Origin of the sequence: Paenibacillus lautus (assembly GCF_050482385.1) — a bacterium.
Lineage (GTDB): Bacteria > Bacillota > Bacilli > Paenibacillales > Paenibacillaceae > Paenibacillus_AQ > Paenibacillus_AQ lautus_B.
In genome coordinates this window covers 36,199-58,754 of the sequence record NZ_JBCNHV010000018.1, presented here as the reverse complement: position 1 = coordinate 58,754, position 22,556 = coordinate 36,199, and the positions used below count along the sequence as shown (strand labels likewise).

18 protein-coding genes are annotated in these 22,556 nt (G+C 49.6%); 17 read left to right on the top strand and 1 reads right to left on the bottom strand.

The features are described from left to right. Window positions 1–80: 80 nt before the first annotated feature. The 13 genes from purM to ABEW73_RS22480 all read left to right on the top strand — a co-directional run bounded on the left by purM (window position 81) and on the right by ABEW73_RS22480 (window position 15,893). Complete coding sequence (gene purM / locus ABEW73_RS22540; protein WP_430169333.1) at window positions 81–1,121, top strand: phosphoribosylformylglycinamidine cyclo-ligase; 1,041 nt, start codon at window positions 81–83, stop codon at window positions 1,119–1,121. Beyond that, on the top strand, window positions 1,121–1,732 hold the full coding sequence (gene purN / locus ABEW73_RS22535) for a phosphoribosylglycinamide formyltransferase (RefSeq protein ID WP_430169331.1): 612 nt from the start codon (window positions 1,121–1,123) through the stop codon (window positions 1,730–1,732). Before purM ends, purN begins: the two co-directional genes overlap by 1 nt. Before the next feature lie 152 nt (window positions 1,733–1,884). Then, window positions 1,885–3,432 (top strand): bifunctional phosphoribosylaminoimidazolecarboxamide formyltransferase/IMP cyclohydrolase, encoded by a 1,548-nt coding sequence (gene purH / locus ABEW73_RS22530; RefSeq protein ID WP_076325604.1) that lies wholly within the window; start codon window positions 1,885–1,887, stop codon window positions 3,430–3,432. A 217-nt stretch (window positions 3,433–3,649) separates the two neighbouring features. After that, window positions 3,650–4,918: a phosphoribosylamine--glycine ligase gene (purD, locus tag ABEW73_RS22525; RefSeq protein ID WP_430169328.1), complete on the top strand. Its 1,269-nt coding sequence runs from the start codon at window positions 3,650–3,652 to the stop codon at window positions 4,916–4,918. Window positions 4,919–5,332: 414 nt separating this feature from the next. After that, window positions 5,333–6,049: a response regulator transcription factor gene (locus ABEW73_RS22520; RefSeq protein WP_430169325.1), complete on the top strand. Its 717-nt coding sequence runs from the start codon at window positions 5,333–5,335 to the stop codon at window positions 6,047–6,049. Next, window positions 6,046–7,116, top strand: a complete 1,071-nt coding sequence (locus tag ABEW73_RS22515; protein WP_430169322.1) for a sensor histidine kinase — start codon at window positions 6,046–6,048, stop codon at window positions 7,114–7,116. The genes ABEW73_RS22520 and ABEW73_RS22515 overlap by 4 nt, the downstream gene beginning before the upstream one ends. Before the next feature lie 91 nt (window positions 7,117–7,207). Next, window positions 7,208–8,128 carry an ABC transporter ATP-binding protein gene (locus ABEW73_RS22510; protein ID WP_430169319.1) on the top strand — a complete coding sequence of 307 codons (921 nt, stop codon included), beginning with the start codon at window positions 7,208–7,210 and terminating at the stop codon, window positions 8,126–8,128. Next, complete coding sequence (locus ABEW73_RS22505; protein ID WP_430169317.1) at window positions 8,125–8,832, top strand: ABC transporter permease; 708 nt, start codon at window positions 8,125–8,127, stop codon at window positions 8,830–8,832. Before ABEW73_RS22510 ends, ABEW73_RS22505 begins: the two co-directional genes overlap by 4 nt. Before the next feature lie 14 nt (window positions 8,833–8,846). Further along, the gene (locus ABEW73_RS22500; RefSeq protein ID WP_430169314.1) at window positions 8,847–9,581 is read left to right on the top strand and encodes an ABC transporter permease; all 735 of its coding nucleotides are present in this window, start codon (window positions 8,847–8,849) and stop codon (window positions 9,579–9,581) included. A gap of 581 nt (window positions 9,582–10,162) precedes the next feature. Further along, window positions 10,163–11,473, top strand: coding sequence for a sugar ABC transporter substrate-binding protein (locus ABEW73_RS22495; protein WP_430169311.1), 1,311 nt, complete (start codon window positions 10,163–10,165; stop codon window positions 11,471–11,473). Window positions 11,474–11,570: 97 nt separating this feature from the next. Beyond that, window positions 11,571–12,884 (top strand): sugar ABC transporter permease, encoded by a 1,314-nt coding sequence (locus tag ABEW73_RS22490; protein ID WP_215154662.1) that lies wholly within the window; start codon window positions 11,571–11,573, stop codon window positions 12,882–12,884. Beyond that, window positions 12,884–13,726: a sugar ABC transporter permease gene (locus tag ABEW73_RS22485; RefSeq protein ID WP_071221547.1), complete on the top strand. Its 843-nt coding sequence runs from the start codon at window positions 12,884–12,886 to the stop codon at window positions 13,724–13,726. The genes ABEW73_RS22490 and ABEW73_RS22485 overlap by 1 nt, the downstream gene beginning before the upstream one ends. A gap of 130 nt (window positions 13,727–13,856) precedes the next feature. Next, a complete protein-coding gene (locus ABEW73_RS22480; protein WP_430169307.1) occupies window positions 13,857–15,893 on the top strand; it encodes a methyl-accepting chemotaxis protein in 2,037 nt (678 codons plus the stop codon). A 500-nt stretch (window positions 15,894–16,393) separates the two neighbouring features. On the opposite strand, the gene ABEW73_RS22475 is transcribed toward ABEW73_RS22480, so the two are convergent. Next, window positions 16,394–18,535, bottom strand: a complete 2,142-nt coding sequence (locus tag ABEW73_RS22475; RefSeq protein WP_430169304.1) for an alpha-amylase family glycosyl hydrolase — start codon at window positions 18,533–18,535, stop codon at window positions 16,394–16,396. A 432-nt stretch (window positions 18,536–18,967) separates the two neighbouring features. Here ABEW73_RS22475 and ABEW73_RS22470 point away from each other — a divergent pair, with 432 nt between their 5' ends. The 4 genes from ABEW73_RS22470 to ABEW73_RS22455 all read left to right on the top strand — a co-directional run bounded on the left by ABEW73_RS22470 (window position 18,968) and on the right by ABEW73_RS22455 (window position 22,138). Next, entirely contained in the window at window positions 18,968–20,113 is a 1,146-nt protein-coding gene (locus ABEW73_RS22470) for a serine hydrolase domain-containing protein (RefSeq protein ID WP_430169301.1), read from the top strand. Then, complete coding sequence (locus tag ABEW73_RS22465) at window positions 20,107–20,277, top strand: hypothetical protein (RefSeq protein ID WP_430169298.1); 171 nt, start codon at window positions 20,107–20,109, stop codon at window positions 20,275–20,277. Before ABEW73_RS22470 ends, ABEW73_RS22465 begins: the two co-directional genes overlap by 7 nt. A gap of 161 nt (window positions 20,278–20,438) precedes the next feature. Next, window positions 20,439–21,395, top strand: a complete 957-nt coding sequence (locus tag ABEW73_RS22460; RefSeq protein ID WP_430169295.1) for a GNAT family N-acetyltransferase — start codon at window positions 20,439–20,441, stop codon at window positions 21,393–21,395. Between the two features lie 35 nt (window positions 21,396–21,430). Next, window positions 21,431–22,138: a PIG-L deacetylase family protein gene (locus ABEW73_RS22455; RefSeq protein WP_009592358.1), complete on the top strand. Its 708-nt coding sequence runs from the start codon at window positions 21,431–21,433 to the stop codon at window positions 22,136–22,138. The last annotated feature ends 418 nt before the right edge of the window (window positions 22,139–22,556 follow it).

Here is a 22,556-nt window from a genome sequence, read left to right as displayed (position 1 = left end):
TTTAAGCTGATTATTGATTAAGCCCATAAAAGATGTGTGAACGGATACTTTCGTCATAACGAAAAAGGAGTGTTGAGCGCGTGTCGGATACTTACAAACAAGCAGGCGTGGATATCGCTGCAGGCAACGAAGCGGTAGAGCGGATGAAAAAGCATGTCAAAACGACTTTTAGACCGGAAGTCATGACCGATCTCGGGGGTTTTGGCGCACTGTTCAAGCTGAATAAAGACCAATATGAAGAGCCGGTACTCGTCTCAGGCACGGATGGCGTCGGCACAAAGCTGAAGCTCGCATTCGCGATGGACCAACATGATACCATCGGCATTGATGCGGTAGCGATGTGCGTGAACGATATTGTGGTGCAAGGCGCAGAACCGCTCTTTTTTCTCGACTATTTAGCGTGTGATAAGGTCATTCCGGCCAAAATCGAGTCCATTGTCAAAGGGATCGCTGACGGATGCAATCAAGCAGGCTGTTCCCTGATCGGCGGAGAGACGGCGGAAATGCCAGGCATGTACAGCGAAGGCGAGTATGACATCGCGGGCTTTACCGTAGGTATTGTCGACAAAAGCAAAATGATCAACGGTTCGAATATCGCGGCAGGCGACACGGTGATTGGTCTAGCATCCAGCGGTGTGCACAGCAACGGCTTCTCGCTTGTCCGCAAGCTGCTTCTGGAGGACGCCGGCTACTCCCTTACGCAAGAGCTTCCGGAACTGGGCGGACGTCTTGGGGACGCGCTGCTCGCACCGACGAAGATTTATGTGAAGCCGCTGCTCGGACTGTTGAAAGAGATCGAAGTCAAGGGCATGGCGCATATTACGGGCGGCGGATTCATCGAGAATATTCCGCGCATGCTGCCGGATGGCGTCAATGTCGACATCGAATACGGCTCTTGGCCGATTCTGCCGATCTTTAAGCTGATGCAGGAAAAAGGCAACATTTCGAACAAGGATATGTTTACGACATTTAATATGGGAATCGGCATGGTGCTTGTCGTTAAGGAACAGGATGCAGACGGGGTGCTTCAATACCTCCGCTCCGCAGGCGAAGAGGCTTATGTGATCGGCCGCGTGACCGAAGGCGAGCGTCTCGTAACCTTCACGGGAGCTGAGGTGTAATGAGATCGTTTCGGATTGCGGTTTTTGCTTCCGGCAGAGGCAGCAACTTTCAGGCTTTGGCAGACGCGCAGCACAGGGGGGCTTTGGGCGGGGTAATCAGCATTCTGGTATGCGATAAGCCGCAGGCTCCCGTCGTGGAGCTGGCTCAAGCGGCGAAGGTGGATGTATTCGCGTTTCAGCCGAAGGAATATGCCACGAAGGAAGATTACGAACGTGAAATTGCGGTAGAGCTTCAGCAGCGCGGTGTCGAATTAATTGTCCTTGCAGGATATATGCGGTTGTTGAGTCCGTCCTTTGTCGAGTTCTATAGCGGCCGGATTATTAACATTCATCCTTCGCTGCTGCCTGCTTTTCCCGGTAAAGACGCGATTGGCCAAGCGCTGGACTATGGCGTAAAGATGACCGGTGTCACGGTTCATTTCGTTGATGGCGGCATGGATACCGGACCGGTTATTGCTCAGAAAGCTGTAGAGGTCAAGGAAGGTGATACGGCGGAATTGCTGGCACAACGTATTCACGCGGTGGAGCAGAAGTTATACTCTGAAGTCGTTTCCTGGTTCGCCCAAGGGCGGATTTCGCTGAACGGGCGGAATGTGACGATTACCGAATAAGCTTTTGTAATAAAAGCGAACAAGGTCTTTCGGTGAATCGACATGTTCGATATTTCTCGGGAAATAATTTGCAATTATGGATCTTCGACAGCATCTACGGAATCAAGACAGGCTTACTTAATTGATTTTCATTCAAAATAGGGGGTATGAACGTGGGTATCAAAAGAGCTTTGGTCAGCGTTTCGGATAAAACCGGCATCGTGGAGTTTTGCCGCGAGTTGTCTTCATTGGGTGTAGAGATCATTTCGACAGGGGGAACCAAGAACCTACTCGCCAAGGAAGGCGTACCTGTCATCGGCATTTCCGATGTGACCGGATTCCCTGAGATTCTGGACGGACGTGTCAAAACCCTTCATCCAGCCGTACACAGCGGCCTGCTTGCCATTCGCGACAGCGAAGAGCATCAGCGTCAGATGCAGGAGCTTGGCCTCGATTATATCGATATGGTCGTGGTTAATCTGTACCCATTCCAGGAAACGATCGCGAAGCCGGATGTCGAGTATGAAGATGCAATCGAAAATATCGACATTGGCGGTCCAACGATGCTTCGTTCGGCTGCGAAAAACCATGCTTTTGTGAGCGTGGTTGTCGATGCGGCGGATTATGGCAGCGTGATCGAGGAAATCCGCGGCGGCGGCGACACGACCTTGGAAACCCGTAAGCGTCTTGCAGCCAAGGTGTTCCGTCATACGGCAGCTTACGATACGTTGATTTCCGACTATTTGTCGAATGTGACTGGCGATCCGCTTCCTGAGCGCTTTAGCGTGACCTACGAGAAAATTCAGGACCTTCGTTACGGTGAGAATCCGCATCAAAAAGCGGCATTTTACCGTAAACCGCTGGCACCTGCGGGTACCTTGACGACAGCGGAGCAGCTGCACGGCAAAGAGCTCTCCTACAACAATATCAATGATGCGAACGCAGCCCTGCAGATCGTGAAGGAGTTTGACGAGCCGACCGTGGTGGCCGTGAAGCATATGAACCCTTGCGGCGTTGGCATCGGGACGAACGTGCTGGAAGCTTATCAAAAGGCTTATAACGCCGATCCGACATCCATCTTTGGCGGCATCGTGGCAGCGAATCGGACGATTGACGCTCCTACGGCGGATCTGCTGAAGGATATTTTCCTTGAAATTATCCTGGCACCGGACTTCACACCGGAGGCGCTGGAGATTCTGACGAAGAAGAAGAACATCCGTCTTCTGAAGATGGGCGAGTTCGGCTCGGCCAAGGAGCGCCAAAGTACGCTTGCCGTGACAACCATCGAAGGCGGCATGATTGTACAGGAAAGCGATGTGCATTCCCTGGATGCCACTGACCTGCAGGTTGCAACAGATCGCAAACCAACGGAAGAGGAGCTGAAGCAGCTGCTCTTCGGCTGGAAGGTTGTAAAGCATGTGAAGTCCAATGCAATCGTATTGGCAGCAGACGACATGACCGTTGGCGTTGGTGCAGGTCAGATGAACCGTGTCGGCTCAGCGCGCATTGCGGTGGAACAGGCAGGGGAGAAAGCCAAGGGCGCCGTTCTTGCTTCCGATGCGTTCTTCCCGATGGGAGATACCGTGGAGCTTGCCGCGAAAGCCGGCATTACCGCTATCATTCAGCCGGGCGGCTCCATTAAGGATGAGGAATCCATCAAGGCTGCCAACGAATACGGGATTGCCATGGTCTTCACCGGGGTGAGACATTTTAAGCACTAATTCATAAGCCTAAAAAGGTAGCTTCGCTGCAGCCGTCAGGCTGCAGCTGAAGGATCACTTTTCATTCAGCAACTTATAGAGGCGACGCCGCTCTCAGAGCGCGCCGCCTTTAAGTTTAAGGAGACAAGAAGGTGAAAGTGATCTCACGCTTCGCCTTGTAAATCATTCATGTTATGAAATTCTATCGGTAAATTGAAATGAAGCGGGAGGGAAAACCATGGATATTTTGGTTATCGGAGGCGGCGGAAGAGAGCATGCCATCGTATGGGCACTGGCGAAGAGCCCGAAAGCGGATAAGATTTACTGCGCACCCGGCAATGCCGGCATCGGACAGCTGGCCGAGTGCGTACCGATTGCAGTATCGGAGTTTGATAAGCTGGCGGCATTCGCCGTGGAGAAGCAGGTGGGACTCATTGTCGTCGGTCCGGATGATCCGTTGGCTGACGGCATTGTTGATGCATTTGACGCTACAGGCATCCCGGTTTTCGGTCCGCGTAAAAATGCAGCCGAAATTGAGGGCAGCAAAACCTTCATGAAGGATTTGCTCCATAAATACGGCATTCCGACGGCAGCTTACGCGAAGTTCGACAATTATGAGGAGGCGCTCGCTTACTTGCGCGAGCAAGGCGCGCCGATTGTCGTGAAGGCGGACGGGCTTGCAGCCGGCAAAGGCGTTACTGTTGCGCGGACGATCGAGGAAGCCGAGCAGGCGCTCAGCGACATTATGCAATCGAAGGTATTTGGCGAAGCCGGAAGCCGGGTGGTCATCGAGGAGTTCCTGGAAGGCCAGGAAATGTCGATCCTGGCCTTTGTGGATGGTGAAACCGTAAAGCCGATGTCGGCGGCCCAGGATCATAAACCGGCTTATGATGGAGACCAGGGCCCGAATACGGGAGGAATGGGAACGTATTCGCCATTGCCTCATATTCAGCCATCCATCATTGAAGAGGCGATTGAGACGATCATCAAGCCTACGGCAAAAGCGATGGTAGCCGAAGGGCGTCCGTTCCGTGGCGTTCTGTTTGCCGGATTGATGATCACGCCGGACGGCAAACCGAAAACCATTGAATTCAACGCCAGATTCGGCGATCCGGAAACACAGGTTGTATTGCCGCGTCTGAAGACCGATCTGCTTGACGTTTTCCTTGCTGCCGTAAATGGAAACCTGGCTGATCTCGAGCTGGAGTGGAGTGATGAAGCGGCGGTATGCGTCATTCTGGCTTCTGGCGGATATCCTGCATCGTATCCGAAAGGAATTGCGATCACTGGGCTGGACAACGAGCAGGACGGGACGATTGTATTTCATGCGGGTACTTCTCGCGATGCTGATGGAACATGGAGAACGAATGGAGGACGTGTCCTGGGCGTTGTCGGTTTAGGAGCTGATATCGCTTCAGCACGTGCGAAAGCCTATGAACGGGCAGAAGCGATTTCGTTTGAAGGCAAGCAAAACCGGTCGGATATTGCGCTGAAGGCGCTTGTCTAGAGTCATTTTCTGGCTAATAAAATATACTTACAAACAAAAGGAGTCTTCATCGAGAAGACTCCTTTTGTTTGTAATCATAACCAGATTCACGAACCAACGTCTGTCCGACTTCTTGTATTATTCGATCAGTTGTAACATAAATCCCTGTCTGGAACTGCCAAAAGGGCCCATATATGCTGTGCCGTGAGAGGAGTAAATAACCGTGCTCTGCATAATGATGCCTTTTATTAATTTATACTTTGTTCAGTTTCTGTTTACCTAATGTTAACTTTGCCCCGATAGGATGATTAAGAAAGGATAGAGTCGATCCATTTCTTGCACCTCTTAGCAGATAATCTGAGCTTTTGGGAGATGACTCTGTTATATAATAAAATCAGCAGTTTGTTAAAATATGAAATAATGGAGAAAAATGCTATGGATAATATTTCTGTACTGCTTGTGGATGATGAACAGGGGTTATGCGATATGTTGACTACCGTGTTGAAGAAGGAAGGCTTTCGGCATATTCGAAGCGTGGGTACAGGGCAGGAAGCGGTGCGAATATTAACGGAGTTTAATCCGGACGTGATCATACTGGATGTCATGCTCCCGGATGAAGACGGCTTTGAGGTGTGCCGAAAAATTCGCAAAATGACCGAAACGCCGATTCTCTTCCTTACTGCCCGGGACTCTGATTTGGACAAGCTGATGGGGTTTGGCATTGGCGGGGACGATTATATTACGAAACCGTTTAATCCATTGGAGGTCGTTGCCCGGACCAAAGCTCGTCTGAAATATAAAATACAGCGGGAACAAGAGGCTCAGCCGCGATTAATTCAACTGGATTTTGGTTATTTTCGACTGGATCTTGCAGCCGGGGAACTGATCGTGAATGGCAAGCAAGTGGAGTGCCCGGCACGCGAATGGGAGCTGCTTGTGTTCCTATGCCGAAATCCAAATCGTATTTTTAGTACACGCCAATTATACGAATCCGTTTGGAACGAGTCATACCTTGGGGATGAGAAGACGGTTGTTATCCATATCTTCAGACTGCGAAAAAGGATGGAGCCTGATCCCGGAAATCCCCGGTTTCTTGTTAACGTAAGAGGACTTGGCTACAAAATGTTGGCTCCAAGGAAGGAGCAGCAATGAATCCAATGGTCACAATGGCTTTTCGCTTTATCAAGGTAACCATTATTTTGGTGATGATGTTTGTCCTGAGTTTTATTTTATGTGCGGTGATATTTATATATCTTCAGGATTGGATGGATCCCCGGGGCACGATATCCATGAAGACTTTTTTAGCTGTTACGGGCATCGTGCTAATGGCTATTTTTTTCATTGCTTTCGGTTGGTGTGTGGGCAAACCGCTTACTTATTTAATACGCTGGATCAACCAATTATCCGAAAGAAATTACAGCCAGCCGCAGGAACATTTCCGTCAGCCGAGCGAAGGCTCATTACATCATAACAACTATCGTTATCCGTATGTCTTATATAAAGAATTATTTGATCGAATGACGCAATTATCGAATCAACTGCTGCAAAGTGAGACCGAGCGATTAAATATGGAGGTCAAGAAGCAGGAATGGATTGCGTCGATCAGCCATGATCTCAAGACGCCTTTGTCGTACATCGAAGGCTATGCTCATATGCTCGCGGCCGCTGATTATGATTGGACCGATGAGGAGAAACAGAATTTTAGCAGGCAGATCAGCGGCAAGACCATGGAAATGAAGCAGCTAATCCATGACTTAAACCAAACAGGCCGGTGGTCAGTCGAACAGTTCCCGATGAATAGAGAATCTGATGATATAGTGAATTTTCTGCGCGATATGATGATAGATATCGCAAACCACCCGTTAGCTGAGAATGCTTCATTTATGTTTACTACCGAAAAGGATGTTTGCATGATGGATTTTGACAGAAAGCTGTTAGGACGAGCCTTTCAAAATGTATTAATGAATGCGGTTATCCATAATCCGTTCGGCACCCAGGTTCAATGCGATATCTCTGTAAAGGAGAACTATTGTTACATTGTGATCGAGGATGATGGAAACGGGATCGAGGATACGAAATTAAGACAGGTTTTAGATCAATCGGGTAAAGGAATAGCTATAGCCAATGCCTTTGTTGAAGCTCATTCAGGCGACATGAGCATTCTACCGGGGGATTGCAAGGGCACCCGGGTTGAATTTGTATTGCCAATCAGCCCCTAAATTATCCTGTCGTTCATTTCATGTTTACCTCTTGTTTATTTCCGATTGCTAAACTTTAAATGTTAGTTAAGCCAAGCAGGAGGAATAAGAGATGAACGAATATGCTATCGATACACATCAACTGACCCGACGATTCGGGCAGCGGGAAACAGTAAAGCAGATTAATATGAAGGTTCCCAAGCGGGAGGTCTATGGATTTTTGGGACCAAATGGAGCGGGTAAGACAACAACGATTCGGATGCTCCTAGGACTCATCCGCTCGTCATCCGGGGAGATTCGTATACTTGGCAAGGATCTGAAGAAGAACCGAATGGACATTCTGAAAGATGTGGGTTCTCTCGTAGAATCTCCATCTTACTATGCTCATCTTTCAGGATACAATAATTTGAAAATCATGGCGCTAATCCACGGTATACAAGAATCCAGGATTCAGGAGGTTCTGGAATGGGTGAGGCTTAATCATGCAGCTCATCAGTCGGTCAGGAGTTATTCACTTGGTATGAAACAGCGGCTCGGGATCGCAATGGCACTTATTACGAATCCCAAATTATTGATTCTGGATGAGCCGACGAACGGACTAGATCCATCGGGAATTCAGGAAATTCGAGAGCTGATTACAAGACTTCCTCGGGATTTTGATATAACGGTTTTGCTCTCAAGCCATCTATTGAGCGAAATTGAGCAGGTTGCAACCTGGGTGGGAATTATCAACCAGGGGGAAATGATTTTTCAAGGACCGCTTCAGGAATTAACCGACCGAAGTAAGCCTTATGTATGGATTGAAATGGATCGGCCTGTAGAAGCAGCAGCTGCTCTGAACGATCATGGATGGGATGCGGAACCTGAAATAACAACAGGTCAGATCAGAACTTCCATGATCACCAGGCCGCAATCGGCGGAATTGATTCGCTTTCTTGTGAATCGGCAATATGATATATACCGAGTAACGGAGAAGAAGAAGACCCTGGAGGAAATCTTTTTGGAATTGACCGGTCAGGAGAACAGCTTATGATACTGGAACTGATGCGTGCAGAGGGATTGAAGCTGAAGCGGTTATGCCGGTGGATGCCTCTCATTCAAGGCATTATTTTGATCAGCATGACAGCTCTTGAGTGGTATCTTTATTTTCGTCAAGGTCCCGGGGGGATCTACGCTGGTTTTGCTGTCATGTATATGTTTTTATCTTTCATTTTTTTATTGGGAATTACGCTCCTAGCCAGCATTATGGCTGGTACCGAGCACGAAACAAAGGCATGGAAGCAGCTTCTCGCGATGCCTGTTCCTAAAGGCTCTGTATTCCTGGCAAAACTGGCGTGGATATTTATTTTGCAGCTATGTACCGTAATCATTACTATTGCTGGCATGTGCATGATCTGGATTCTATACTCGGATGAACTGATACCATGGGGAATTATGATATTGCAGCCTCTATTCGCATGTTTGGCAACACTGCCGATGATGGCTATTCAGCTCTGGCTGTCTACTGTATTTTCCAACCAGGCATTACCGCTGGCTATAGGGATATTTGGATCTATCTCCAGCTTGTTTTTAGCTCGAAGCCATTCTTTTGTGATTCAGATCCTTCCCTGGTCGTATCCGTCATTATCCAGTCCGCTTATCCCTGGTCATATGCAGTGGATTGGAATCTCACTTGGAATAGGGGGAATGCTGTCGGTTCTGGGAGCTCTCCTGTTTGCCAGGCGAGAATTTGAATAGGGGGTTGCCGGATCATGAGAATGTTGTTACGTGCTGAAGGAATGAAGCTTCAATGGAGCATTATATTTTTACTCATTGTATTGGATACGCTGATTAACTCAGCGATGGGGGCGATGCAGCTTCAGAGTTTAAGAGACTTTTTTCCGCCTAGCTGGTCTACACTTTATATACACAGCGTCAATCTTCATTCTATGTTTTTCTATCCGCTGTATAGCGGGATTGTAGCCTCCTTATTGTGTTTATATGAGCATAAAGATGGAGGCTGGAAGATCACGATGAGTTTGCCGGTCCCCCGTTATAAGATCTTTTACGCGAAATATATTTGGTTGGTCGGGATTCTAGCGTTGGTACAGATCGTATTTTTGCTCGGTTATCTTGGAGCTGGTTATCTTGTCAAGGCTCCTGAAAGGATTCCGTGGGAGACATTACTGTATTCAGTCATTGGGGGATGGATAGGAGTTTTACCACTCGCTGCTTTACAACTTATGGTTTCGATAAGAGTGCGTAATTTCGGAGCCTCGCTGGCCATGTCCATAGGTTATGTGGTACCGAATATCGTGCTGACAGGTTTTCATTCTGCGATCGGGGCTTGGCTTCCATTTACCATTCCCTACTATGTTATGATGCCACAGGCAGCGATTTACGCGCCAAGAGTTGAACCTTATAGCTTGTGGTCAATTGTGTTATTTACAGGATTGGTGTATTTGTTGATAGGGCAGAGATTTGTTGAAAAAAGAGATTGGTTGTAGCCCATTCGCTAACATATAGGTGGTAAATAGGTTTTCTTTACCCTGGTGTACGAACACCGGGGTTTGTTATATCATGGGATCCCTGGTTACAGAGTTACCCTTCTAACTCATTTTTGACAAAGATAGGGAAGGAGCTAGGCTAATTTCTGAAACGGAAACGTCTATCCTATGGAGCTCAACGGTACGTTTATCGGTGAAAGAAGAAGTAGAAGTCATTGTGCAAACGTTTGTTCAATAAACAAGCATTTATTATGGATTCTTGTCTAAAATAACGCGGAAAATGACAGGATTGCACAGCATATGCACAATTATTTTTATGATAACTTACGAAATAGAGTGAATAGTGAAGGGAATAAGAGATTATTTGCTTAAAACGGGTAAAAATGATCTGTGCAAACGTTTTTACATTCACAATTAAATGTTGTATGATGTTTTCAGTGAATGAAGCGCTTTCTCAACGGGATTTTTCCTGAGTATCTCGCCAGATGCTACATAGAAAAAGAGTCGGTGAAAATTTTCTGAAATCGTTTGCGCAGATTTCCAACATTTTCTGATCATTTATTGAGAGGGGTAATCATGGAATGAAGATGAAGAAACTACTTACGCTAGCTGCAACCTTCACGTTGGCGTTCTCCATTACAGCGTGCGGAGGAAATTCACCTGCTCCTGCTGCTGAGGCACCTGCTGAGAATCCACCGGCACAGGAGACGCCGGCCGAAAATACAGAAGCACCGGAACTTAAGCCAGAGGAAGGCGCTAAACTGATCGTATGGGAAAGTAGAGACGAAAGAGCCTATACGGATGCGGTAGCTAAAGAATTTACCGAAAAATACGGCGTTGAAGTAACCATCGAAGAATTGTCTCCAACCGACCAAGTGACCAAGCTTCAACAAGACGGACCATCCGGATTGGGTGCTGACGTTGTATTGTTCCCTCACGATAACCTGGGTAAAGCCGTAGCTACAAACCTGGTTTTACCGAACGATTTTTTTGAAGAGAAAACAAAAAGCAGCAACACGGAAGCCGCTATTCAAGGCGTAAGTTATGACGGTGTTCTGTACGGATACCCGCGCGCTGCTGAAACTTACCTGATGTACTACAACAAGGACTTGGTAAAAGAAGTTCCAGCAACGATGGAAGAGGTTATTGAGTTCAGCAAAACCTTCACAGACAAATCCAAGAACAAATATGGATTCATGTTCGAGACAGGTAACTTGTACTTCGCCTATCCATTCCTTGCTTCCAACGGCGGCTACATCTTCGGTAACGGTGGTGCGGATGTCAACGATATCGGCCTCAACAATGAAGGCGCAGTCAAGAGTATGGAAGTTTACGCAAGCCTGAAGGAAATCCTTCCGGTTAAATCCGGCGACATTACGCCTGATATCAAACGCGGACTGTTCACATCCGGTGACCTGGCTATGGACATTAACGGACCTTGGGAGCTTGGCGGATACAAAGAAGCGCTAGGCGACAAGCTTGGCGTTGCTCCAATCCCAACCATCGGCGGCCAGCCTGCTGTATCGTTCTCCGGTATCAAAGCTTGGTACGTAAGCTCGTTCACGAAATATCCGCAAGCCGCTCGCCTGTTCGCGGACTTTGCAACAAGCAAGGAAGCTCAATTGAAACTGAGCGCATTGGTTGGGTCGGTTCCGACAAACAATGAAGCTCAAGAAGATGATCAAATCAAGAATGACGAGTATGTATCCGCATTCACAGAGCAATTTAAATCTTCCCAACCGATGCCATCCGTTCCTGAAATGGCTAACGTATGGTCTCCTGTAGGTGCTGCACTGGCTGAGATCTGGGATAACAACAAAGACGTGAAAGAAACGCTTGATAAAGCTGTAAATCAAGTAAAAGATCTCAACAGTGGTGGAGCTAGCGAGTAATTACGTTCTTATATAATACGAGAAAGAAGAAGAAGTTCACCCGCCGAACAACCGGCGGGTGATTCCTCGATTATATGGAGAGGAGAATGGAGGGAGCATGCGTCAACATCGTACGACAGCAGCCGTATTATCAGCCATCTGTATGGGTCTGGGTCAGCTTTACAACCGGCAATGGATCAAAGGCGTTCTTTTACTTATCGTAGGTATATTCAGTCTGTATTACTTCATCAACAACCTGGGTGATGCCATCTGGGGAATGACAACTTTGGGGGAACAGGGAAGCCATTTAGAGAAAGTCAACGGTTTAACCCAAATGGTAGCAGGTGACCACTCCATCAATCTCCTGATTGAAGGACTTATCACCATGATTATGTTTGTGATTTTTCTTATTGGGTATTATGCCAATATCAAAAACGCATATAACGCTGGAAAACTAAGGGAACAGGGTGTAAAACCCAACAATTTCAGACAGACCCTTTATTATATTTTTGAATGGAAATTCGCGCAATCTTTCCTGACACTGCCGGCGATCGGTATTTTGTTTTTTACGGTCATGCCGATTATCTTCATGGTCATGCTGGCGTTTACGAACTATTCCGCTCCAAACAATCTGCCGCCGGCGAACCTGGTTGACTGGGTCGGTTTCAAAACCTTTACCAATCTCGTTGCATTGAAATCGTGGAGCCACACCTTCTTCGGTGTCCTGACCTGGACGATCATCTGGGCGGTGCTGGCAACGGTAACAACGTATTTTGGCGGTGTGCTGGTTGCACTGCTTATTCAACAAAAAGGAATTCGTTTCAAAGGCGTATGGCGTGTCATTCTGATCATTCCATATGCGATTCCACAGCTGATCTCGCTGCTCGTGATGCGTAATATGTTTAACGGGCAATTCGGACCGATCAACCAGTATTTAAGATATTTCGGTTTGGAAGGCCTGCCATGGCTGACCGATCCGGTCTGGGCTAAAGTGACCGTTATTATCGTTAATATGTGGGTAGGTATCCCGGTATCCATGCTTCTTGTCATGAGTGTCCTGACTACGATTCCGAAGGATCTCTATGAAGCGGCCGATGTGGATGGAGCGACGGGATTCCAGAAATTCAAGATCATCACCCTACCGATGATTATGTTCTCGACGGCACCGGTTCTGATTACGCAATTTGCCGGTAACATTAACAACTTTAACTTGATTTTCCTCCTGACGAACGGGAACCCGGTTGTGGGTGACTATCAATACGCGGGGGCGACGGACCTGCTGGTAACCTGGCTCTATAAACTGACGCTGGATCAGCAGCGCTACAGCATGGCATCGGCTATCGGTATTATCATCTTCATGATTATTGCGACCTTCTCGATTTACAATTATCGCAGAACCAGATCCTTTAAAGAGGAGGATATGATCCAATAATGGGAATTAAAATGAGAAATGCGATTCGCCTGACGGCAAGTTATATCACGCTTGTTATCATCGCGATCGGTTGTATTTACCCGGCGCTCTGGATTGTTCTGGCCTCTTTCCGTCCCGGAAAGTCGTTGTACAGCAAGTCCCTGATTCCAGAATCTTTTACGCTCAGTCATTATAAAGAATTGTTTACGTCCCAAAGCTTTCTGTTTGGCACGTGGTACATGAATACGTTGAAAATTGCGATTTTCTCTATGATTATCGGGACCATTCTTGTCCTGCTTACAAGTTATGCGGTATCCCGCTTCCGGTTCAAAGGCCGGCAGAATGCGCTATCGGTCATTCTTGTGCTGGGGATGTTCCCGGGCTTCATGAGTATGATCGCCTTGTATATCCTGCTGAACTCCCTGGATCTGCTGAACACGCATGCGGCGATGATTATCGTGTATGCGGCAGGGGCGCCGCTAGGCGGAACCCTGATCATGAAAGGCTTCCTGGATACGATACCGCGAAGTTTGGATGAAGCGGCGAAGATCGACGGAGCCACCAACTTCCAAATTTTCCGCAAAATCATTCTGCCATTGTCGAAGCCAATGATCACGTATATGGGCTTGACGCTGTTCGTTGGACCGTGGGTAGACTTTATCTTTGCAAGACTCGTGCTCCGGACAAAAGAAAACTGGACGCTCGCCGTTGGTCTATGGGATCTCGTCAACTCCACCCAGGACAGCAACTTTACGTTGTTTGCGGCGGCATCGGTGCTGATCGCACTACCGATCACCCTGCTGTTTGTCTTCTTGCAGCGTTTGCTGGTCGATGGCATGACGGCGGGTGCAAGCAAAGGGTAAGCTACGGATCGCTAATCGTATGAATTCAGCATAAGACAGATAGATAGAGAGAACAGCGAAGAGACACAGCCGGTAACTGCTAGCTGTGTCTTTTTGCATTCAAACATGCGATGCAGGGGGACATATACATATGAACATGATGAGACGTTTTCAATTCAAAGCGGTTGGGATGAAACTGTTTGTTATTTTCTTTACCACGATCGTGCTGTTATCTTCGGCGTTGGGGTTATTATCGTATTTCATCTCCAAGGACACGGTGATGGATCAGGTGTCAGAAGCGACTTCGGGGCAGATGATGCAGGCGGCGGACAAGCTGGATTTTCTGTTGGCCCAATATGAAGCCGCTTCCCGACAATGGGCGCTGGATACGGTGCTTCGCGAGGACCTCGTTACGGTGAGTACGGCGGGTATCGGCATTCGGGACAAAACGCAGGCCGAGAACCGAATCCGTGAGAAATTGAACGGGATGGCGTCTTCCGATAAACGTCTGCAGGGCATGCGCCTGGTTGCGCCCAATCTTCAAGCTCAAAGCTCCTATAACTCAACGGGCTTATCGGGAATGTCATCCGCGGATGGCGTGAAGGCGAAGATGGACCGGATTATACAGGCCGATGGCGAACCGGTATGGTTCCCCACAGAGGTTCAAGGCTTTATGGAGAACGAGAAAACTGCCACCATGTCGATGGGGAGATTGCTGAAAAACCTGAAGAACCCGGATGCGCAGTATATCCTGCTGATCGATATCAAGGATGAGGCGGTCGGAGAGGTGTTGGCCAATTTAAAAATAGGGAACAACGGCCGGATGCGAATTGTTGCCGAGGATAACCGGATCGTACACGACATGGACACGGCCCAACTGATGCAGTCGTCCGCCATTACGGTTCCCCAAGATGCCGAAGAAGGAGGAATTTATTACACCGCCGATGAGCAGATGGTGGTGTATACGCCGCTGAAGACGGCTCCTTGGCATATGGTCGGCTTTGCTCCCGTTAGCGATTTTGTAAAAGCCACGAATAAACTGCTGGTTGTAACGCTTGCGGTTATTGTTGCCGCGGTTCTGGTTGCGATACTGATAGGCTATTATATGATGCGTTCCATTGGCCGCCCGTTGAATCAGATGTGCCGTTTGATGGAAGAGGGAGAGCAAGGGAATCTGAAGGTTCGGACCGAGTTCCAGCGTGCGGATGAAATTGGCCGTCTCGGACACAGCTTCAACCGGATGATGGGGCAAATCGCGGCTTTGGTTGATCAGACGAATGCTTCCGCGAAGGAAGTGCTGGCTACGGCGGAGGAATTGGCAGAAGCATCGAAGGGAACCTCGCTGACGGCTGGTGAGATTGCTTCGGCTATGGAGCAGATTGCACAGGGGAGTGCAAGCCTGGCGGTGGAAGCCGAACGGGAGAATCAGCTGGCTGAGAACATTGGCGTCCAGATGAGCAAGGTTTCGGATTCGAATCAAGTGATGGAGGCGGCAGCCGATCGCGTGCTTCAGGTGACGGGAGAGGGCGCGCGGCATATGGACAATCTGGTGGAGAAATCCACGCGGATTAATCAGGTGAACCGGGCCATCGTCCAGAATGCGGAGAAGCTGAAGGAGAATACCGCGTCGATTCACAAAATATTGGAGCTGATGTCGGAGATCACGCATCAAACCAACGTGCTGTCCATTAACGCGACCATTGAAGCGGCCCGTGCGGGGGCAGCAGGCAGCGGCTTCATGGTTGTAGCCAATGAAGTGCGGAGCTTGGCGGATCGTTCCAAGGAATCGATCCATACCGTAGGCGCGATGATCAAGGATATCCATTCTGAAGTGCAAGGCTCCGTGGATGCCTTGATGTCGGCATCGCCGCTCTTTGACGAGCAGCTGCATTCGGTGCAGGAAGCTCAGGGCGTATTTGATCATGTTCGCCATGAGATGGATGCCCTATTAGCCGAGATCCGCGAATCGACCCGTTCGGTCGAGGTGCTGATCGGTTCCCAGCTTACCCTGACCGACTCGATCTCGGATGCGAGCTCGATCGTTCAAGAGACCAGCGCTGCCACGGAGGAGGTCGCTTCGATGTCATCCGAGCAGTTCAAGGTGAGCGAGAAGCTGGTTGTCCTGTCTTCCCGCTTGGAGGAGCTGTCGGAGGGTTTGCGTAAGTCATTGGTGATGTTCAGGACGTAAATAGTTTTCGTATAGTGAGACGCTGCGAGTACGTATCGTTCCTCCAATCGCTGTTGCCCCCAATTTTCTTAGAATTATAATTCTGCGGTGGAAAATCGGGGGCAAAGGCGACCACTATCGTTTTTCCGGAATCGATTCGTCCTCTCCGCTACTTCGTGCTATGCGCATAACTATTTACGCTATAGTGGGGGGGAGGGAAAAGCCGATGAAAGGGAACCAACTTCATCGGCTTTTTGTTGGTGGCGTGTTATGTGGGAGTGCTGGAAATTAGCGAGGGATCGTTGAGCTGCTCCGTCTGCTTGTTGAGTTACCGCCTGCTGGGATGCTCTCCCTTTGGGAATCGCTCATGCAGTGCAGAGTGAATGTGGAGGTGCTTCGTGCGTAACGGGCTATTGCCTACTGGAATTATGAACTGCATGAATAAAAACCAGCTCCGGGACAATTCCCGGAGCTGGTTTTGTTCAGGTGCACTCTTCGGCAAAAGCTAGACGTTCTTGGGTTTACGGCTGCCAGTTCACGTTGATGGTGGCCGTGCCGCTCGCTGGAGCGGTGAAGGTATGGTTCGATCCGCCTTCCCACGTTACCGTCGCGCCCTGTTTTTTCAGGAATTTGAATTCAATGGTTTTGCCAGCGGGAACGCTGACGTCGTAGTACCAGGTTGGGTATTGGTAGATGACCTGGTTATACAACGGACCGATGGCTTTGGCAGGGTCCCAATTGCCGAGCTCGCTTACGCTGCCTGCCAGGTACACGTTTTGTCCAAGCGCGGTGGTGGCATTGTTTACCACAAACCGAACGCTGACTTGATCCCCGGTCAGCACTTCGAAGTTGTCATGCACATTGCTTGAAGTGCCAGCGCTATTGGCGACCTTGATGTTATATACGCCACCGGCAACCGCAGGGATTTTCACTTTGATCTGCGTGTCCTCCCATGCTGTAATGTTTGCGCCCGTTACGGCCGTTGAGCCGAAGTATACCGTGCCTTTGGTTGCGCCGAAGCCGCGGCCGTCAATGGTAACGGTTGCGCCCGGTTTGGCCATCATCGGTCCTACATGCCCGATGGTTGGAGCGGTATTCGCTGTTGTGTACTGCCACACTGCCGTGCCGCCAGCCGCCAGCGTGAAGTTGGAAGCAGCTCCGCCGGAGCCAACGGTAAGTGCATTACCGTTCAGAAGCCCGCCCAATACATCAGCGTAGTTCCCGGCAGGAAGCGAGGTCGCCAATCCTGTAATCGAGGCTGGCGTGTTTACGTTACGATTCACGGCGATGACAGCTACGCTATTGCCGAATTTGCGTTCATAGATCAGCACATCATTGTTGATCCAGCGCTCCTGCGTCGTTCCATAAGCGATAGCCGGGTTGGATTTACGCAAAGGCGCCAGCTTTTGAATAACTTGGTAAGCGGTAGTCGTTGTTGAGAAAGAAGGGATCCGTGCCCGGTTGTTGGGATCGTTGCCGCCGGACATGTATTGTTCAGTTCCGTAATAGATGGCTGGCACGCCACGGGAAGTGAGTGTGAAGGCCAGGGCTTGCTCCAGCTTCCGACGGTTGGCATTGCTGTCGTGGAAACGCTCCATGTCATGGTTGTCGATGAACGTTACCTGATCTTCCACTTGGGCATAATCGGTTGCCGAGCCTTCCAGCATGGACTTCAGACCGTACATATTGTCGGTGTTGTCCCTGAATACTTGGCGTACCTTTTGCGCGAAACGGAAGTCCAGCAGACTCATGCCGGATTCGTTGGCGAACTTATGGTTCTCCGCACTCACTTCGTTCACGCCGAGGAACCATTCGCCGAAGGTGAAGACCGGCTTGTAGTTGTTGACGGTAGCCATGAAACTCTTCTGCCAGCCAAACGGCATATGTTTCACCGCGTCCATTCGAATGCCGTCAATGCCCAGATCGAGCCACATTTTGATGGCATCCTTCAGGTAGGTGTCCACGGTGCTGTTGTTGTGGTTCAGGTCGGCAAGGTCGTACAGGTTTTTGTATATCCCGTTCTCTGTCGTTGAGAAATCGGTGCCCCCATTATGATGGAATAAATTCTGTGTATCGTTCGTGTATCCACCGAGCAGGGTGCCGTTGTTGTACAGCTTGCCGTTCTCCGCGAATGAAGGCTGGTCCGAGGAAGCGGGAGAGGTATGGTTCGGCGCGAAGTCGATGATGACTTTAATGTTCTTGGCATGAGCGGCAGCGATGAGATTCTGGAAATCGGCGATCGTGCCGTAAGCCGGGTTCGTTTTCTTGAAGTCTCTGGCCCAATAGCCGTGATAAGCGGTATTGTTCACGCCGGAATAGTTGATGACGCTGTAGATGTTCTCGACAGGCTGGGAGATCCAGATGGCGGTAACGCCCATGCCGGTCAGGTAGCCGTCGTTGATTTTGTTTATGATCCCTTGCCAGTCGCCGCCGCAGTATAATCTCAGATTGGTACAGGTACCGTCAAAGGCAGGTCCGGTCGGGTTGTTGGCAGCATTGCCGTCGGAGAAACGGTCCGTAAAGATTTGATAAATGACATCCGTGCTGAAATTTTGTTTATTGGACACCGAAGTATCCGGAGCCGCATGAGCAGGACCGAGAAGGCCCAAGGCCAGGGAGAAGCTAAGGGCTAGCGCGGCTGTCAGTTTGTAAAACTTTTTCATCGAAATTCCTCCTATGTAGTTGATATAGAGTAGGTTGGTTTTACTAGATTATCGGCTGCTTTTGTATCACCTCCTATACAAAATCGGGCAACAAAAAACCCCGGAATCTCCTGTAGAGAAACCGGGGTTGTTCCATACCGGGTGTGCGGTTACGGAATGCATGGCCCTTAAATTATGCGAGTGTTTGATTTCAACAATATTGTAAATGAAAGCGCATTCAAATGTCAATATTAAATATCCAAATAAAAGGAAAATTCACATAGAGTATGATGAAATTAAATTTTATAATTATTGATTTTTATTGAAACAAAATTTTACAGGTCATATAATAGGTTTAGGAAACGTTTACATTTAGAGATGATGTTGATGCGGATGGCATGCTTGTTTTTCAGTTGATCCAACTCAAGGACTTGATGTAAAGGAGGGAAGTACATGGAAAGTCATGCTGAAGACGGTGCAGAGCAGCTTCGGTTGGAAGCCAGAGGAGTAAAAGCGGCTTGCGCCGCGATGGAACGCGAGATTGCCGCAGGCACGACACCGGGAGGCGTACTGGGTGTTATGCATGAAGGCAAGCAGTGGTTCTATAGTGCCGGTTATGCCAACCCCAAGCCGAAGCAGGGCCAGCCTGTGCCGGCCAGCAAGGATACGTTATACGATTGTGCGTCCTTAACGAAGGTGGTGGTTACGCTCCCGTTGATTCTGCGATTGATTGATGAGGGGGGCTTGACCTTAAGCACAAAAGTGAGTGACATTCTGCCTTCATTCGGAACGGCGGGAAAAGAAGAGATTACGGTAGGCCAGCTGCTGACGCATACTTCCGGGCTCCAGGCGGATATGAACCTGCACTCGCAGGGCTGGAATAGGGAGCAGATGTGGGATGCCGTTCTTTCAGCACCGCTCGTGACCAAGCCGAATACCGAAGTGATTTACAGCGATTTGGGATATCTGACGCTTGGACGCATCATAGAACGGTCGCTGGAACTGCCTTTGGACCAAGCGTTTAAGCGATGGGTGTTGGATCCGCTGGGCATATGTCATGCCACGCTGACGCCTTCGCCCGAACAGGCCAGCCGTTATGCCGCAACGGAGTATGAGGATACGATCCAGGATCATCTGTGTGGGATTGTGCATGACGAGAAGGCGCGGGCTTTGGGTGGTGTCTGCGGCCATGCCGGATTGTTTGCCACCGCAGGTGATCTGCTGCAGTATGCCCGAATGTGGCTGGCACAAGGGGCGATCCCGGCAACGGCGAGTCCAGAGGCGGGGGGCGGCGAATCCTGCATCTTATCTCGGGCTGCGGCTGTGGCGTCCACTCGTACCCATACGAGCCATATTCAGGGCTCCAATCGTGGTCTGGGATGGGTACTGAAAGGGGATAAGATGGATGCTTCCGGTGATTGGATGGGTCCGGGCTGTTACGGACATACCGGATTTACCGGAACCAGCATGTGGATTGATCCTGAGTTGGATCTTGCGGTCGTTCTGCTGACAAACCGCGTGTACGGGGGACGGAGCAGCAGCGTCACTCAGCTGCGGGCCCAAGTTCATAACGCTTTGACAGGAGCCGTGGCATGGTAAGACGGGGAGGCAGCATTGGGTCGACAGACATCCAAGTATACCCCGGACCACGCACCGTGTGCACAGGGAGCAGCGCGCACGAAGTACACAATAACCGTCGTTCTCGATTCGGCAGCGGCAGCAATTCGAAAGGCGATATAACGCCGGGTGGACGTAAGCAATGACCGATTGAGCCGGTACATTTATGGGAGATCGTACATTGATGTCTTGTATAGCCATATGGAAGCCTTCGTTAAATAAGATCAACCGGTTGCATTCCGTTTCGAGGCAATTGAAGCGAATCCAAGCGAATCCTATGAATTACGATAATAAGGAGGAACACGTAATGACGAGTTTAAGCTGCAGGCCTTACCGGCCAGGAGACGAAGACGCTATCACTACCCTGTGGAATGCCTGCTTACCGGGAGATCCCATGACTCGGCTTCGCTTTCGGAATTTGGTGCTGCTCGATCCGAATTTTGATCCGCAAGGACTGCGGATTGCGGAGCAGGAGGGCCGCATGGTAGGCGTCCTGTATGCGGTACGCCGGAGGCTGCCGATGATCGGAACCGAACTGGAGCCAGATCACGGCTGGATCACCTTCTTCTATACCGATCCATCGGTTCGAAGACAGGGTGTGGCATCGCGGCTGCTGCAGGACGGCGAAGACTATCTTCGCGATCATGGACGCAGCAAAGTCTTTTTCTCCTCGTATGCCCCGAATTATATCGTTCCGGGCATCGATGGCGAGCGCTATCCGGAAGGCTTGGCGTGGCTGCAGGCAAGCGGCTTTACCCGCAATTACACGGCGGTTGCGATGGATCGCTCCCTGGTCGATTTTCATATGCCGCCGGAGGTTGCGGAATTAAAGCGGCAGCGCGAGCAAGAAGGCTTCACCTTCATGCTGGCTCAGGACAGCGATCTGGTGGAGCTGATCCATTTTGCGACGGACGTGTTTAACCCGGATTGGGGCCGGGCGATTCGTGAGGGACTGCTGCAGCGATTAAGAACGGATCAGATCCTGATCGCGCGCGATCAAGGGAAGCTGGTGGGGTTCTGCCTGCATGGCGGATATGAAGGCGTGGCTGAACGCTTCGGTCCGTTTGGCGTTGATCCGTCGATACAAGGGAAGGGACTCGGAAAAATCCTCTTGTATGACTGCCTTGCTCTTATGCGTGCTCAAGGACTGCACGGTGCCTGGTTCCTCTGGACGGGCGAGCAGAGCCCCGCAGGCCATCTGTACCGCAAAGCCGGATTTCACGTGACGCGCCGGTTCGATATTATGAGCAAAACGCTTCGTTAGATTCTACTACTTTTCATACAAAGGGGAGATCCGATGTGACGGAAGCAAAGCAGCATCACATTTTGGCGATTGGCGGGCATGCGGGCGATATGGATCTTACGGCAGGAGCCGTGATTGCTAAATACACCCAGGCTGGCCACAAAGCAACGTTTCTTCATCTAACGCCAGGGGAGAAGGGACACCCTCGTCTGACGCCGGAGGAGTACGCAAAGCAGAAGATTGACGAAGCTCACCAATTTGCGGATATCGTCGGCGCGGATGTCCGATTCCTTGCTTACAAGGATGCCGAATTACCGCTCGATGAGGAAGTGAAATATCAGGTAGCGGACGTCATACGGGAAGTCAAGCCGGATATCATCATCACGCATTGGAAGGAGAGCATCCATAAGGATCATTCCAATACCCATTATATCGTGGAGGACGCCCGCTTCTATGCGGGCCTGAAGACGATTGAACGCGAGCTTCCGTCCCACTATGCCCAGCATTTATACTATGCGGACAATTGGGAGGACCCTTATGATTTTCATCCCGAGGTCTTCATCGACATTCCGGACGAAGCCTATGAAACGTGGGTGAGAGCCATGAACGTGTACGCTTATGCCCGCGGAGAAACCTACGGCTTCCCGTTCATCGAATATTACAAAGCGCTCACGATCGTGCGGGGAGCACCGATGAACTTCAAGCGCGCGCAGGCCTTCGCGGTTCCGAGAGGCGCGTTGACCAAACGGTTACAATTTTTCTAAATATATGGTTTTTCATCCAATCAACTGGAATAATCGCTAACAATATCACAAAAAAATTGTGAGAAATACCAAAACATCCACTGACATTATACCTATCTTTTGATATAATGAGTGATGTTACGGGGGAACACGTACGGAATCATATATAGAGAATACAAACAGGAGAGGAAGTCTTCCATAGTGGAGGCTTCCTCTCTTTTCATTTCGTTCATCAACGGTTGTGAAACACGGGCGACATAGCGTTTCTGATTGCAGCTCTGGCCGGGAGGCGGAAGGGCGGCTGTTGCATTATTTAAAATCCATGGTATGATGTATTTAAAGAATCTTGAATTAAAGATATTAAATCAGGATATTAGGGCAGCCTCTGATGGGGATTACAGCCTAATTTAATGTGATTTTTAGGGCAGCCTATGGTCCT

Coding starts and splice junctions, on each gene's coding strand:
- ABEW73_RS22485 (WP_071221547.1), top strand. CDS start 12,884: ATGGGAATTAAAATGAGAAATGCGATTCGCCTGACGGCAAGTTATATC.
- ABEW73_RS22460 (WP_430169295.1), top strand. CDS start 20,439: ATGACGAGTTTAAGCTGCAGGCCTTACCGGCCAGGAGACGAAGACGCT.
- ABEW73_RS22495 (WP_430169311.1), top strand. CDS start 10,163: ATGAAGATGAAGAAACTACTTACGCTAGCTGCAACCTTCACGTTGGCG.
- ABEW73_RS22515 (WP_430169322.1), top strand. CDS start 6,046: ATGAATCCAATGGTCACAATGGCTTTTCGCTTTATCAAGGTAACCATT.
- ABEW73_RS22500 (WP_430169314.1), top strand. CDS start 8,847: ATGAGAATGTTGTTACGTGCTGAAGGAATGAAGCTTCAATGGAGCATT.
- ABEW73_RS22480 (WP_430169307.1), top strand. CDS start 13,857: ATGAACATGATGAGACGTTTTCAATTCAAAGCGGTTGGGATGAAACTG.
- purD (WP_430169328.1), top strand. CDS start 3,650: ATGGATATTTTGGTTATCGGAGGCGGCGGAAGAGAGCATGCCATCGTA.
- purN (WP_430169331.1), top strand. CDS start 1,121: ATGAGATCGTTTCGGATTGCGGTTTTTGCTTCCGGCAGAGGCAGCAAC.
- ABEW73_RS22470 (WP_430169301.1), top strand. CDS start 18,968: ATGGAAAGTCATGCTGAAGACGGTGCAGAGCAGCTTCGGTTGGAAGCC.
- ABEW73_RS22490 (WP_215154662.1), top strand. CDS start 11,571: ATGCGTCAACATCGTACGACAGCAGCCGTATTATCAGCCATCTGTATG.
- ABEW73_RS22510 (WP_430169319.1), top strand. CDS start 7,208: ATGAACGAATATGCTATCGATACACATCAACTGACCCGACGATTCGGG.
- ABEW73_RS22505 (WP_430169317.1), top strand. CDS start 8,125: ATGATACTGGAACTGATGCGTGCAGAGGGATTGAAGCTGAAGCGGTTA.
- ABEW73_RS22465 (WP_430169298.1), top strand. CDS start 20,107: ATGGTAAGACGGGGAGGCAGCATTGGGTCGACAGACATCCAAGTATAC.
- ABEW73_RS22475 (WP_430169304.1), bottom strand. CDS start 18,535: ATGAAAAAGTTTTACAAACTGACAGCCGCGCTAGCCCTTAGCTTCTCC.
- ABEW73_RS22520 (WP_430169325.1), top strand. CDS start 5,333: ATGGATAATATTTCTGTACTGCTTGTGGATGATGAACAGGGGTTATGC.